The organism is Haladaptatus sp. R4, from assembly GCF_001625445.1.
In the GTDB taxonomy this organism is placed as follows: Archaea; Halobacteriota; Halobacteria; order Halobacteriales; family Haladaptataceae; genus Haladaptatus.
On record NZ_LWHG01000028.1, the window covers coordinates 415222 to 429524 of the forward strand.

Below are 14303 nucleotides of genomic sequence, written 5' to 3' on the forward strand. Positions count from 1 at the left end.
AGCAATGAGTCACCATACCGTGACGACTCGGGGAACCGCCCGTCGGGACATCCGCCCCACGTACTTCGTGCCGAACCAGGAGTGAGTAGACCGTCTTTCGACGACATCTTCGAACTCCTGTCGGACAAGCGGAGACGATACGCAATCCACTACCTTTCAACGACTGCGGATGGCGTAGCAACGCTGTCCGACCTCGTAGAACAGGTCGTCGAGTGGGAAACGGAAACGTCGCCCAACGACGTTCCGGACGATTACCGACGACGTATCGAAGCATCCCTTCATCACACACACCTCCCAAAACTCGCTGACGCGAACATCATCGATTACGATGCACGGAGCGAATCACTTCGGTACTGGGGGCAACCAGTGCTCGAAGAGTACGCGGAGCACGTCGCGGCCATGGAACTGCCGGACCAGTAACCACGTCTCGACCCCGCTCCGGTCGCCCTTCTCCCCTTAGACGATTCTTTCTCCACTCTCCCCCGTCTCCGCCCCTCGCTCGAAAATATTGTCGCGATAGAAAGGGAAAACGGTTTGAAATCCCTTCGCGCATTCTCATTCATGAAAGTCCGTATCGGTGAAGGGGCGACCGACGAGGAAGCCTCGGCGATCGCCAGTGCACTCGCCGAGCACGTCGGCAGCGAGGTGGAAGTGTTCGTCGGTGACGAAACGGAACCGACCGTCACCTGGGACGACCCCGGCGAACCGCTGGAGGACGACCTCGGACCGACCGAGCGCGAGGAACTGCTCTGGGAAGAGATCGAGGAGATCGAGTTGGGCGGTCCGGAGAAGTACAAGGAGCGCCTCTCCGAGAAGGGAAAGCTATTCGTTCGGGACCGACTCGACCTCTGGTTCGGTGAAGCGGGAATCAAGTTCGAGGACGGCCGGTTCGCCGAGTTCGACGCGGACGACCAACTGCCCGCCGACGGCCTGCTCACCGGCGCGGCCACGTTCGAGGACCGCGACCTGCACTTCATGGCGAACGACTTCACGGTCAAGGCCGGAAGCATGGCCGCCAAAGGAGTCGAGAAGTTCCTGCGCATGCAACAGCGGGCGCTTCAGAACGGGAAACCAGTCCTCTATCTGATGGACTCCTCGGGCGGGCGTATCGACCAGCAGTCCGGGTTCTTCGCCAACCGCGAAGGTATCGGGAAGTACTACTACAACCACTCGATGCTCTCGGGGCGTGTTCCACAGATCTGCGTGCTCTACGGGCCGTGTATCGCCGGTGCGGCGTACACCCCCGTCTTCGCCGATTTCACCATCATGGTCGAGAACATGTCCGCGATGGCCATCGCCTCGCCGCGGATGGTACAGATGGTCACCGGGGAGGACATCAGCATGCAGGACCTCGGCGGCGCGCACATGCACGCGGCGGAATCGGGAAGCGCGGACCTCGTCGCCCGCGACGAGGAACACGCCCGCGAACTCGTGGCGGACCTCATCACGTATCTCCCCGACAAGGCACACGAGAAACCGCCTCGAAGCGAACCGAAAGCGCCGAAACTGTCGCCGGACGGCATCGACGAGGTCATCCCGTCGAGTCCGAACCGGGCCTACGACATGACCGACCTCGTAGAGCGCGTGGTCGATTCGGATTCGTACTTCGAACTCAGGCCTGAGTTCGGCGGCGAAATCATCACGGCGTTCGCCAAAATCGACGGCCGTCCGGTCGGCATCGTCGCCAACCAACCGGCACAGCGCTCGGGTGCCATCTTCCCGGACGCGCCGAGAAGGCGGCCGAATTCATCTGGAAGTGTGACGCCTTCGAGATTCCGCTCCTCTACCTCTGTGACACGCCGGGATTCATGGCCGGGTCCGGAGTCGAGAAGGACGCGATCCTGGAGAAAGGCAAGAAGATGATTTACGCCACCTCCTCGTCCACCGTCCCCAAAATCTCAGTCGTCGTCCGGAAGGCGTACGGTGCGGGAATCTACGCCATGTCCGGCCCCGCGTACGACCCCCAGAGCGTCATCGCGCTCCCGTCCGGCGAGATCGGCATCATGGGTCCCGAAGCGGCGATCAACGCGGTGTACGCGAACAAGTTGAACGACATCGAGGACCCGGAGGAACGCGCCCAGCGCGAGCAGGAACTCCGCGAGGAGTACCGCGAGGACATCGACGTGCACCGCATGGCGAGCGACATGGTCATCGACGACATCGTCCCGCCGAGTACCCTCCGCGAGGAACTCGTCCAGCGCTACGACTTCTACGCCGGTCTCGAAAAGGACCTCCCGGACAAGAAGCACGGGACAATCCTGTAATCGGACGACGGGAACCGACATCTACTTTTCACGTCCGAACGGCGAAATGACCGTATGAATATTATTCGAATCAGACAGTAGCACCCACTTGAACACCGGGTGAGCCGATAAGGCACTTCATAATAAAGCACCGTTCAGGCGTATCCGAGATGACGTGGAACTACCGCGCCATCACCTATGAGTCATCAGCAGTTCTCTTACCGCTATCAACGCACTGGTTGGTTCGATTTCGGCGACGTGGAACGACTGCTCTGGGCCGTCGTCCTCCACGCGCTGGTCGGCGACCTGGTTACGACGTACGTCGGGTTACAGGTGGGACTCGCCGAATCGAATCCGGTCGCGCGCGGCGCGCTCGGCCGATTCGGATTCCTCTCGCTCGTCGGCCTGAAGACGTTCGCGTTGGCCGTCGGATTCGTCTGCCGGACGCTCGTTCCTCGACAGTACGTCACGCTCGTCCCCGCCGGACTCGCGTTCCCGTGGGTGTTCGCCGTCGTCGTCAACCTCTCCCTGTTCACCCGACTGTGAAACCTCCTCTGTCTACTCGGCGTTCGCCTTTTTGAGCGACAACGCCGTCCTGTCGAACTCGCAGACGAGCGTCTCGTCCTCACCATCGATCTTGAACACCTCGACGTGCATGGTGACGACTCCGCGCTCGCCGTCGCTCGTTTCGCGTTTGTCGGTCACGGTGGACTGTGCCCGAATCGTGTCGCCGTGGAACACCGGGTTGGGGTGCGAGACGTTGTCGTAGGAGAGGTTGGCGACGATGGTTCCGTCCGTCGTGTCCGGGATCGAGACGCCGACCGCGATGCTCATCGTATAGAGACCGTTGACGAGGCGCTCGCCGAACTGGGTGTCGGCCGCGAACTCGGCGTCCAGATGGAGCGGCTGTTGATTCATCGTCATATCACAGAATTTCTGATTGTCGGCTTCGCTGATAGTGCGCCGCCTCTCGTGTTCGATAGTCCGGCCCACCTCGAACTCCTCGTAGTACAGTCCGGTCATGGCAAAATTTGGGTCAGCGGTGGGAAAAATCCTGTCGGTCTCCGCCGGGTCCGTTGCAACCGTTCCAACCGTTGCACGGCCGATAGCGGGGTGTAACCGGTTCATAACAAAGTAGACAGTATTCGAGTATCTGGACAGTCAGGCGGAATTCAGGTCTGGAGGAATATGAAAGATTACAGTACACGACAGTCGGCGACGGACGACACGACGTTCATTTCGGATGGCGGCACCGATTCGGGTTCGAAGCCCCCTCGACCGTCCACCGACGGCGGTATCGACTCGGAACCGGATATCCGCCCCGGCCCCGTCGATCCCGGGAGCGAGGAGGAACCGACGACGCCGACGACTCCGATGACACCGTTGAGCGACAGCAGGCGCGTTCACGCGCGGTGGTTCGCCCAAGTCGGTGGGCCGGTCGAAACCGCACCCGTCGTCAGGGACGGGTCGATGTACGTCGGTACCGAGAACGGGTTCGTCTGTAGTATCGACCAGCAGGATGGCGTGAGCAACTGGCTGTTCCAAGCACCGAACGCGGTCGGGTCGCCGACGCCGGGTGGGGACCTCACCTACGTCGGTGACAGGAGCGGGAACCTGTTCGCACTCGACGGGACGAACGGAACGCGTGAATGGTGTTTCGAGTCGGATGCTGGCGTGGAGGAAGCGCCGATACTCGTCGGGAACACGCTGTACGTCGCTTCGCGCGATGGACAGGTGTCCATGCTCGACGCCGAAACGGGTGAGTTGAAATCGTCCTTCCGAACCCCCGCACGAGCGCTCACGTCCATGCAGATAGCGGGTAATACCCTCTACGCGACCGGACTCGACGGTGGGCTGTTCGCCCACGACGTGGACGACGGGGAGGAGTTCTTCCGCTTCGCGCCGTCACTCGCCATCGCGGGCGCTCCCACCGTCGTCGGTGACACGGCCTACGTCGGGACCGTGGACGGCGACCGAATCTACGCGCTCGACGCCGAAACGGGCAAAACCAAATGGCGGTATCAGACGGACGCCGGTGTCTGGTCGTCGCCGGTCGCCGTCGGCGGTATCGTTTACACCAGTTCCGCGGACGGGAATATCTTGGCGCTCGACGCGCGGGAGGGGACCGTCAGGTGGTGTGTCGAAACCGACGCCCGCGTGTGGGGGTCGCCCGTCGTCACGAACGAACTGGTTTACGCCTGCAACGACGACGGCTTGCTGGTCGCGCTCGACCGCGCCGACGGCCGCACCAGGTGGCATTTCCGAGCACAGGACTCGCTGGTCGGATCGCCAGCGGTCAGCAGCGAATCCGTCTACGTCGGTGACGTGGCCGGGATGGTCTACGCCCTGCCGCAGTAAGTCGCTGTCACCGGACTTTCTCCCGATTTTCCCCAGCAACGGCAACCGTCTTCCTCAGTATCGTGCCGTGGTATCTCATGCCGACGCAACGACGGATGACAAGGCATTTCTCGTATTACTACCGACTAAACTGGCAAGCCTGTCGGAGGCGTCCAACTATGGCATCTACTGGGAAGCAGACTACGGACGAACCGGAAACGGCGGTTGAAACGGCACGACGACAACTGGAGCGCGCGGCGGCGCACCTCGACGTGGACCGCGGCACGATCGAGCGCTTGAAGCACCCCGACCAAGTACACCGGGTTTCGGTGCCGCTGAAGCGGGACAACGGTGACACGGATATCTTCACCGGCTACCGCGCCCAACACGACAGCGTGCGCGGACCGTTCAAGGGCGGAATGCGCTACCACCCCGGCGTCACCGAAGACGAGTGCGTCGGCCTCTCGATGTGGATGACGTGGAAATGCGCCGTCATGGACCTCCCGTTCGGGGGCGCGAAGGGTGGCATCATCGTCAACCCGAAGGAACTCAGCAACGAGGAAAAAGAACGGCTCACCCGCCGCTTCGCCGAGGAACTGCGCGACTTCATCGGCCCGATGCGCGACATTCCCGCGCCGGACATGGGAACCGACGCGCAGGCGATGGCGTGGTTCATGGACGCCTACTCCATGCAGGAAGGCGAAACGCAACCCGGCGTCGTCACCGGTAAACCGCCTGTCATTGGCGGGTCCTACGGCCGCGAGGAGTCGCCCGGTCGCTCGGTCGCCATCATCGCCCGCGAAGCGTGTGAGTATTACGACTACGACCTCGAAGACACGTCGATCGCCATCCAAGGGTTCGGGAGCGTCGGCGCGAACGCCGCCCTCTCGCTCCACGAGTGGGGTGCGAACGTCGTCGCCGTCTCCGACGTGAACGGTGCGATCTACGACGAGAACGGACTCGACATCGACGCGATTCCGACCCACGAGGAGGAACCCGAGGCGGTCACGACGTTCGACGGCCACGAGGCGATTCCCAACGAGAAACTCCTCGAACTCGACGTCGACGTGCTCATCCCGGCCGCAATCGGGAACGTCCTCACCGAGTCGAACGCCCACGACGTCGAGGCGGACATCATCGTCGAGGGTGCGAACGGTCCGACGACGACCACCGCGGACGAGATATTCGAGAAGCGCGGTATCCACGTCATTCCGGACATCCTCGCCAACGCGGGCGGGGTGACGGTCTCGTACTTCGAGTGGCTACAGGACATCAACCGCCGCCAGTGGTCGCTCGAACGCGTGAACGAGGAACTCGAATCCGAGATGCTCACCGCGTGGGACGACGTCCGATCCGAAGTCGAAGAGCGCGGCGTGACGTGGCGTGACGCCGCGTACATCGTCGGCCTCTCGCGTATCGCCGAGGCTCACACGGCGCGCGGACTCTGGCCATAAAACGGCAAGCGTCCTTCGGGACGTTTACCAGCGAAATTTTTCTGTCGTCGTCCGGGGGCAGAACCATCACCGGTCGGACATCCCGGCACCGAGCGCTACGCCGATAGCGATTCCGACCCCCATTCCGAGTGCGATATTATCCAGTGCGACACCGATACCGGCACCGAGAGCGACGCCAATGCCGATACCGAGCCCCATGTTGGTGTTCGAATCGCCTTCTTCGTCCGCGTCCGACTCTTCCCTTCCCGACCCTTCCGTTCGTTCCATGCCGACGTACCGAAGGGTGACGGGATAAACCTATCTGGGGAATTTCCGATTCGATACGCTCTTCGAACGCCGAGATCGGGACGCCGAGGGTGCACGAACGAACCCGTTCGGTGGGTTGAAATCGACGCCACGCGTCGTTCCCGTATGCCACGACGAAGCGTCATGTTCACGCCGGGCGACCGCCCGGAGATGATGCGAAAAGCACCCGGAGCAGGGGCCGACGTGATCGTGTTCGACTTGGAGGACGCGGTCTCCCCCGATCGAAAGGACGAAGCCCGCGAGGCCGTCCGTGACGTGCTCACGGACCCGGCGTTCGACCCGGACTGTGAGGTGTGTGTTCGCGTCAACCCGACGGGGATCGCGGCGGACGACGACCTCCGTGGAATCGCCGACGGTGCCGACGCCATCGATTCGGTCATGCTGCCGAAAACGGAATCGGGCGACGATACCGAGACGCTGGTTCGACTGCTCCACGAACACGACTGTCGGGTCCCGATCCTCGCGCTGGTCGAGACGGCGAGCGGGGTTCTCAACGCCGCGGAGATCGCGGCGGTGGACGAAACGGCCGCACTCGTGTTCGGGGCGGAGGACCTGTCGGCGGACATCGGCGCGACTCGAACCAACGAGGGGACCGAGGTGCTCTACGCCCGGGAACACGTCGTCATCGCGGCGAGCGCCAACGGCGTCGACGCCATCGATACCGTCTACACCGATTTCGGAGATACGGAGGGGTTGAGCGAGGAGACGGAGTTCGCCATCCGACTCGGCTACGACGGAAAGATGGCGATCCATCCGGCACAGGTCGCGCCCATCAACGAGGCGTTCACGCCCGACCCGGAGCGGGTGGAGTGGGCCGAAGCCGTCCTGACGGCGAAAGCGGACGCCGACGAGGACGGACGCGGCGTTTTCAGAGTCGACGGTGAAATGATAGATGCGCCGCTCATCGCCCAAGCGGAGCGTATCGTGGAGTACGCGGACGCTGACAACTGACCCTCTTCCTTATACCTCATTTAGGTATAATAGTTCATGGTTATTTCGTCACGTTTAACAGTGGGTGGGTGGGACTGACATACGATGTCCGAACAAGCTAATCCGTTCGAGAGCTTGCAGGAACAGATAGACGACGCGTCCGAATATCTCGACGCGTCCCCTGACGTTTTCGAGCGGCTCAAGCACCCCCAGCGGATTCTCGAGACGAATCTCTCTGTCGAGATGGACGACGGGTCCATCGAAGTGTTCAAAGCCTTCCGTTCGCAGTTCAACGGCGACCGCGGCCCGTACAAAGGTGGCATCCGCTACCACCCCAACGTCTCCCGCGACGAAGTGAAAGCCCTCTCCGGGTGGATGGTCTACAAGACCGCCGTGGTTGATATCCCCTACGGCGGCGGGAAAGGCGGTATCGTCATCGACCCCGACGAGTACAGCGAGGCCGAACTGGAGCGTATCACGCGTTCGTTCGCCAAGGAACTCCGCCCGTTCATCGGCGTCGACCAGGACATTCCCGCGCCGGACGTGAACACCGGCCAGCGCGAGATGAACTGGATCAAGGACACCTACGAGAAACTCGAAAACACGACCGAACCGGGCGTCATCACGGGTAAAGCGCTCGAAAGCGGCGGCAGCGAAGGCCGCGTCGAGGCGACGGGTCGCTCGACCATGCTCACCGCTCGTGAGGCGTTCGACTACCTCGGCAAGGAGATGGACGGCGCAACCGTCGCCGTGCAGGGCTACGGGAACGCCGGATGGATTGCCGCGAAACTCATCGAAAACCTCGGCGCGAAGATAGTCGCCGTCTCGGACTCCAGCGGCGGTATCTACAACCCCGACGGACTCCACGCCCGCGACGTCAAGGACCACAAGAACGAGACCGGTAGCGTCGTCGAGTACGCCGGTGCCGAAGAGGAAATCAGCAACGAGGAACTCCTCACGCTCGACGTGGACCTGCTCGTTCCCGCGGCGCTCGAAAACGCCATCGACGGTGACCTCGCGAAGGACGTTCAGGCGGACGTCATCGTGGAAGCCGCGAACGGCCCGCTCACGCCGGACGCCGACGACGTGCTCACGGAGCGCGACGTCCACGTCTTCCCCGACATCCTCGCCAACGCGGGCGGGGTGACGGTCTCGTACTTCGAATGGGTCCAGAACCGCCAGCGCTTCTACTGGTCGGAAGAGCGCGTCAACGAGGAACTCGAAGACGTCATCGTCTCCGCGTTCGGCGACCTGACGGACGCCTACGAGGCGAACGACCTGCCGAACTTCCGGACCGCGGCCTACGTCGTCGCCCTCCAGCGCGTCATCGACTCCTACACCGAGAGCGGCAACTGGCCATAACAGCCGAATAACGCCTCTCCCACGGCGGGTTTCGACTGACAGAAGTTCGATTCGAACACCTTTTTCGGCCCGGCAGTTGCGTGCGAACGGAGAGCATCCTCCCACCGAAGCGTACTTTCCACCGGGATAGAGATATCATCTAATGACGACTGCCGTTTACTTCGACCTCGACAACACCCTCCTCGAATACACCGCTTCGTTCGGGGAGATAACTGCGGGGTCGTTGCCCGTCGAACCGACCGAGGAGATGCTGGTACGGTACTCGGATGCGGTGTTGGGGGCCATTACGGAACTGCAATCGAACCCGTACGAACGCGCCTTCGCCGCGGTCTGTGAGGAACACGGTCTCGATTCGGACCCGAGTACGTTGGCGACACGGCACATCGAAAACGAGGCCGAAGCCACGCGCATCCAACCGGCCGTACGGCGGTTGGTCGAAACCGTTTCCGCTCGACACCCGACCGGAATCCTCACGAACGGGGACGGGCGGGCACAACGGCGAAAGATCGAAGCGCACGGACTCGAAACGCTCGTCGACACCGTCATCGTCTCGAACGAGTTCGGTGCCCGGAAACCCGACCCGGAAATCTTCGAGGAAGCGAAACGGCGACTCGACGCGGACGAGTACATCTATATCGGCGACACCTTCGAAGAGGACATCGTCCCCGCCCGCGAGCAGGGATTCGGAACGGTGTACGTCGGCGACGAATCACGACCGGCGGCCCCGGTCTCGGCCGCCGATATGACGGAACTCGCGGACGTACTCCTCCCGTTGATCGAAACGAAGGGGAAATAAGAGAACCATCAGAAGCGAACGGAGAAGGACCGTCGAAAGCGGACGGGAACGAGGAGTCTGAAAGGGAGACGAAAGGGCGTCATCTGCCACTGAGCACACGACAAATTAAAGGTTTAGAAGCGTCTAATCCCCGGTAGTGATGCTGAGCGACGTGATGGAGGACTACTTGAAGGCCATCTATACGCTCCAGACGGAGGACGGGGGTCCGGTAGCGACCTCCGAAATCGCGGACTATCTGGGAGTAACACCGCCGACGGTCACCAGTATGGTCGAAAAGTTGACCGACCGCGGACTGCTCGATCGAGAGAAGTACAAGGGGGTGGAACTCACCGCCGAGGGCGAGACGGTTGCGCTCGAAGTGCTCCGTCACCACCGACTGCTGGAAGCCTACCTGACGGAACATCTGGACTACTCGTGGAGCGAAGTCCACGCCGAAGCCGACCGCCTCGAACACCACATCAGCGAGGAGTTCGAACAGCGCGTCGCCGAGCGCTCGGGAATCCGACCATCGACCCCCACGGGGACCCGATTCCCGACGCGAACCTCTCGCCCATCGAGGAGGACGACACGACGCGGCTGAGCGAACACGAGGCCGGTCAACACGTCGTCGTGGCGCGCGTCAGCGACCGCGAGACGAGGAGTTGCGCTACCTCGCCGAAGCGGGTATTTCGCCGGGAACGGAACTCGAAATCGTCGACGTCGCCCCGTTCGGCATGGTAACCGTGTCCGTCGTCGGTGGCGAACAGAGCCTTCCGGAAAGCGTCGCTCGGTCGATTCGCGTCCGGGCAGTCGTCGAAGAAATCGCCTGAGATGGTCGGAGAACCGACGCCGTTAGCGGCGGGTCTCCAAGGGATCATCCACCGCTACGACGGCTACGGCCCGCTCCTCGCCGCCTTTCTCGCCAACCTGCTCGCCACCTTCGGGGACAAAGGACAACTCGTCGTCGTCACCCTCGCGTCACGCTACGACGCGAAGAAGGTATTTCTCGGCGCGATGGCGGCGTTTTCGTTGTGGAGCACCGTCGAAATCGCGTTCGGTCACATCGTCGAATCCACCCTCCCCGGGAACGCGATCACGGTACTGACCGGCGGTTTGTTCGTCATCTTCGGGCTCTGGACGTTGACGAACGCGGTGCCGAAGTTCGCCGAGGACTCCTCGTCAGACCCGCCGCTCGTAACCGGCGGCGGAATGGACGTGGGTACGACCGGGAGGCTGATTCCGGACGGGTTACTGAATCGGATGGGTGCCTACGGCGGCGTGCTTTCGACGTTCGTCTTCATCATGTTCGCCGAGTTCGGCGACAAGACCCAACTGCTGACGATCAACCTCTCGACGACGTTCCCGCACTCGCCGCTTTCGATATTCGTCGGCGTCATCGCGGCGCTCGGTCTCAGGACGGGACTCGACGCCTTCATCGGCGAGCGCTTCGAGCGCGTCCTCCCGACGAAGTGGCTCGAACTCGTCGCGTCGCTCGTCTTCCTCGCCTTCGGCGCGCTCGTCTTCGCCGAATGGCTCGGGTTCCCGTGACCTCCCCGCGCCACTCACCTCTTTCCCCTAACCGCGGTCTTTTACTCACCCCAACCCAAACTGGGTGACAGATGCTTGCCGCACTCGTCTCGGCGTTCGCGGGGGTCGTTCTCGGACTCTCGCTCGCCGCACCACCGGGTCCGATGAACGCGGTCATCGCCGAGGAGAGCGTTCTCCGCGGGTGGCGGTCGGGCTTTTTCGCCGGACTCGGTGCGATGACCGCCGACGCGTGCTTTTTCGTCCTCGCACTCGCGGGCGTCGTCACGGTCGTTCGGGAAGCCCCGCTCGTCCGCGGACTCATGGTCGGTGTCGGCGGGGTATTGATGCTGTATTTCGCCTACGGCGCGGCGAAGGACGCCACCTCCACGTTCACCACGGACTCAGTGGACGAGGACGCGAGGGGGTTCCGGAAGGCGTTCGCGCTCGCCATCACGAACCCGTTTCAGATCATCTGGTGGCTCACGGCCGGCGTCGGTCTGCTCGACCCCGGTCAGTTCGACGTGCTCTCGGGACTCCCCGGACAACTCACGGTTTCGACCGGCGGGCCGATAATCATCGTCGGTTTCTTTTTGGGCATCGCGTGCTGGATCACCGGTTTTCCGGCGGCGCTGTCCGCGGCAGAAAAGCGGATCGACTCGCTCGCACCGGCCGTCGCCTACATCAGTGCGGGAATTCTCGCGCTGGCGGGGGTTTCGTTCCTCTACGACGCCGTGACGACGCTCGCATAAAATAGTCGGATTCGAATACGATCTTCCGTCCAGTCAGCGTCCGGTGCCGCGGGGCGACCCCGACGGTTCGGCGTCCATCTCTGGGACTTCGTCTTCGAGCCATTCGCGGAACCACTTCACGCGCTTGAGTCTGCGGTGAGCGATGTCCTGTGCCGTCTCGCTCTGCACGCGGGAAGACGCGTCCTTGCCGCGTTCGAGGACTCGGTCGACCATCTCGGCGGCGGCCATGTGCGTCCGCGCCTCGTATCCCATGCGCAACAACATCAGTGCGGTCCCGTTCGCGCCGACCTTGTCGAGCATGTCGGCTTCGATGAGGGACTGGGCCTCCTTCGAGAGGCGCGAGAGGTCGCCCTGATAGGAGTGGTCTTCGACGGCTTTGCACACCTGATCGACGAACGATTCGGGGAACTCGCCGTGCGATTCGAGATACTCGCGGGCGACCCGCGCACCTTCCTCGGCGTGGACTTCCTGATCCGCGTCGAGTTTGGCGATGTCGTGAAACAGCGAGGCGACGCGGGCGACGTCCACGTCTGCCCCTTCGCGTTCCGCAATCGTTTCCGCGAGGTTCACGACGTTGAGAATGTGGTTGAATCGGTAATCCGCGGAGTGCCACGGGTACCACCGCATGCGTCCCCCTCCCTCCTCGTTTTGTACGCTCGCATCGAGATACTCGTACACGAACGTCTTCATCTCCTCGAATTCGGGATCGGAGACGGGTGAACCCTTAATTTCGACACCCACAAAAATCCCTCCATCGTTCAGTATTCGTACTCATTACTGATACAAACGCACGATTCGCTCTTTAGCGTTACGACGAGGTCATTAAGTCCCGGGTGTTCTTCTCCCCGTGTATGACCGATGCGTTGTACCTCGAAGCGACCGAGGAACGGGAATTCGAAGCCACAGTCGAGCGCGTCGTCGACGACCGCGTCGTGCTCGACCGAACGCTGTTCTACCCGGAAGGCGGTGGCCAACCCTTCGATACGGGGGTTCTCGTAGCCGACGGCGAGACGTGGAACGTCACCGACGTACAGAAGAAGGACACCGTCTACCACACCGTCGATGGAACCCCGCCCGAAGCGGGGACGACCGTCACCGGACGAATCGACTGGGACCGACGCTACGCCCACATGCAGTATCACACCGCCCAGCACCTCCTCTCGGCGGTGTTGTTGGACGAGTACGACGCGAGCACGACCGGAAACCAGTTGTACACCGACCGCGCCCGAATCGACTGTGCCTACGAACGGTTCACCGACGAGGAGTTCGCCCACATCGAGTCGGTCATGAACGACCGCATCGAGGACGGACTGGAAGTCTTGTGGTACGAACTGGACCGCGAGGAAGCCGAGTCCTCCCTCGACCCGGAGCGAACGCGGATCCACCTGCTTCCCGAAAGCATCCGCGAAATCCGTATCGTGGAGATCGAAGCGTTCGACAAAACCGCCTGTGCGGGGACACACGTCCGACGGACCGACGAACTCGGGGAGTTCCGGATTACCGGCCGGGAGACCAAAGGAAGCGACGAAGAGCGATTGAAGTTCGTGCTGGATTAGTGGGACGCCAATAGCCGTTCGTCCACGAGCGGCAACGAGTCGAGTCGCGCCGCCGTGATCTCGGCGAGGGCATCGCTTCGGGCGGAATCCTTCTTCGCGTGCATGTAGGCTTCACTCGTGCCCTCCGGACCTGCCGTGGGAACGAACCGAACGGTCGTCCCGTGTCGGTCGATGTCGAACAGAAGGTACGCCTGTGGGAACGAACACAGCGACGGGGCGAGGAGTTCGCGTACGCCCATCGTCTCTGCGGTCGCCGGGACGTGCAAGTGACCGGAGACGTGGAGCGGAACGTCGTGTCGGGAGAGGAGTTCTGCCAGGTCGCTCGCGTTTTGCATCGGGAACGACGACCGCCACGAATGAGCGTCGGTCTCCTTTGCGAGACCCGGGAGGTTGTGATGGGAGACGACGATTGGGGCGTCCGTCTTCGGGAGCGTTTCGTCCAGCCACGCGAGTTGGTCGGCGGAGATACAGCCGTCGTGGCAGTCCGACAACGTCCCGGTCGGCGTCGATGCGCTGTTCAATCCGATGACGTCCACGCCGCCAACCTGCCGATGGAACGGGAGTTCGTCGGGTGTGAAGTTCGATTCGAACGAGGAGAGCGCCGGTGTCTCGTGGGCGTCGAACGACTTCGGAACATCGTGATTGCCGGGGACGGCCACGAACGGAACGTCGAGGCCAGCGAGGATCGATCGGACGGTTTCGAAATCCGCGACGGACCCGTCCTCCGTGAGGTCGCCCGCGAACACGACCGAATCCACCTCACGGCTGTTTACGTCCTCGATAACGGTTCGGAGGCGGTCGCGTGTTCGGTGGAAGACCTTCCACGTACCCTGCTTTTCGGTAGAGACGTGCATGTCGGAGACGAGCGCAATCCTCGTTCGCGTCTGACTTCGAGGATGCGAGAATCGAGCGAACAGCGGACCGGAGTCGGTAGTCGCCTCGGATGATTCGATGACCGCGTCAGTCGGGCTGGATTTCCCGTTGATTTCCAGCGCCATCCCCTCTTCGAGCATCACACGTGTAGACTGCCGCGAGAAGTATAAATCTAGCGTATAGAATATATA

The 14303-nt window shown here is 62.3% G+C and carries 14 protein-coding genes and 2 pseudogenes; 12 read left to right on the plus strand and 4 right to left on the minus strand.

What is annotated here, in order from left to right:
- Positions 1-81 precede the first annotated feature (81 nt).
- From A4G99_RS17140 to A4G99_RS17150, 3 genes and pseudogenes are all read left to right on the plus strand, one after another.
- Positions 82-420, plus strand: coding sequence for a hypothetical protein (locus A4G99_RS17140; protein WP_066146303.1), 339 nt, complete (start codon positions 82-84; stop codon positions 418-420).
- A 141-nt stretch (positions 421-561) separates the two neighbouring features.
- Positions 562-2264, plus strand: a pseudogene (locus tag A4G99_RS17145) (acyl-CoA carboxylase subunit beta).
- A gap of 177 nt (positions 2265-2441) precedes the next feature.
- On the plus strand, positions 2442-2789 hold the full coding sequence (locus A4G99_RS17150) for a DUF5658 family protein (protein WP_066146306.1): 348 nt from the start codon (positions 2442-2444) through the stop codon (positions 2787-2789).
- A gap of 12 nt (positions 2790-2801) precedes the next feature.
- On the opposite strand, the gene A4G99_RS17155 is transcribed toward A4G99_RS17150, so the two are convergent.
- Positions 2802-3266 (minus strand): MaoC family dehydratase, encoded by a 465-nt coding sequence (locus A4G99_RS17155; RefSeq protein ID WP_066146308.1) that lies wholly within the window; start codon positions 3264-3266, stop codon positions 2802-2804.
- A 165-nt stretch (positions 3267-3431) separates the two neighbouring features.
- Between A4G99_RS17155 and A4G99_RS17160 the strand changes: the two genes are divergently transcribed.
- Positions 3432-4601, plus strand: coding sequence for a PQQ-binding-like beta-propeller repeat protein (locus A4G99_RS17160; protein ID WP_066146311.1), 1170 nt, complete (start codon positions 3432-3434; stop codon positions 4599-4601).
- Between the two features lie 158 nt (positions 4602-4759).
- Positions 4760-6034: a glutamate dehydrogenase GdhB gene (gene gdhB / locus A4G99_RS17165; protein WP_066146314.1), complete on the plus strand. Its 1275-nt coding sequence runs from the start codon at positions 4760-4762 to the stop codon at positions 6032-6034.
- A gap of 66 nt (positions 6035-6100) precedes the next feature.
- Here gdhB and A4G99_RS17170 read toward each other — a convergent pair whose 3' ends face one another.
- Entirely contained in the window at positions 6101-6301 is a 201-nt protein-coding gene (locus tag A4G99_RS17170; RefSeq protein ID WP_066146317.1) for a hypothetical protein, read from the minus strand.
- 144 nt (positions 6302-6445) lie between these two features.
- Here A4G99_RS17170 and A4G99_RS17175 point away from each other — a divergent pair, with 144 nt between their 5' ends.
- From A4G99_RS17175 to A4G99_RS17200, 6 genes and pseudogenes are all read left to right on the plus strand, one after another.
- On the plus strand, positions 6446-7291 hold the full coding sequence (locus A4G99_RS17175; RefSeq protein ID WP_066146320.1) for a CoA ester lyase: 846 nt from the start codon (positions 6446-6448) through the stop codon (positions 7289-7291).
- 84 nt (positions 7292-7375) lie between these two features.
- Entirely contained in the window at positions 7376-8632 is a 1257-nt protein-coding gene (locus tag A4G99_RS17180; RefSeq protein ID WP_066146325.1) for a Glu/Leu/Phe/Val dehydrogenase, read from the plus strand.
- A gap of 142 nt (positions 8633-8774) precedes the next feature.
- On the plus strand, positions 8775-9428 hold the full coding sequence (locus A4G99_RS17185) for an HAD family hydrolase (RefSeq protein WP_066146327.1): 654 nt from the start codon (positions 8775-8777) through the stop codon (positions 9426-9428).
- A gap of 139 nt (positions 9429-9567) precedes the next feature.
- A pseudogene (locus A4G99_RS17190) lies at positions 9568-10237 on the plus strand (metal-dependent transcriptional regulator).
- A gap of 1 nt (position 10238) precedes the next feature.
- The gene (locus tag A4G99_RS17195) at positions 10239-10955 is read left to right on the plus strand and encodes a TMEM165/GDT1 family protein (protein WP_066146331.1); all 717 of its coding nucleotides are present in this window, start codon (positions 10239-10241) and stop codon (positions 10953-10955) included.
- Between the two features lie 71 nt (positions 10956-11026).
- Positions 11027-11683, plus strand: a complete 657-nt coding sequence (locus A4G99_RS17200) for a LysE family translocator (protein ID WP_066146333.1) — start codon at positions 11027-11029, stop codon at positions 11681-11683.
- A 33-nt stretch (positions 11684-11716) separates the two neighbouring features.
- Here A4G99_RS17200 and A4G99_RS17205 read toward each other — a convergent pair whose 3' ends face one another.
- Positions 11717-12424, minus strand: a complete 708-nt coding sequence (locus A4G99_RS17205; protein WP_066146336.1) for an HD domain-containing protein — start codon at positions 12422-12424, stop codon at positions 11717-11719.
- A gap of 110 nt (positions 12425-12534) precedes the next feature.
- On the opposite strand from A4G99_RS17205, the gene A4G99_RS17210 reads away from it, so the two are divergent.
- On the plus strand, positions 12535-13239 hold the full coding sequence (locus A4G99_RS17210) for an alanyl-tRNA editing protein (RefSeq protein WP_190303792.1): 705 nt from the start codon (positions 12535-12537) through the stop codon (positions 13237-13239).
- On the opposite strand, the gene A4G99_RS17215 is transcribed toward A4G99_RS17210, so the two are convergent.
- Positions 13236-14252, minus strand: coding sequence for a metallophosphoesterase (locus A4G99_RS17215; RefSeq protein ID WP_066146341.1), 1017 nt, complete (start codon positions 14250-14252; stop codon positions 13236-13238). The genes A4G99_RS17210 and A4G99_RS17215 overlap by 4 nt on opposite strands.
- Positions 14253-14303 lie beyond the last annotated feature (51 nt).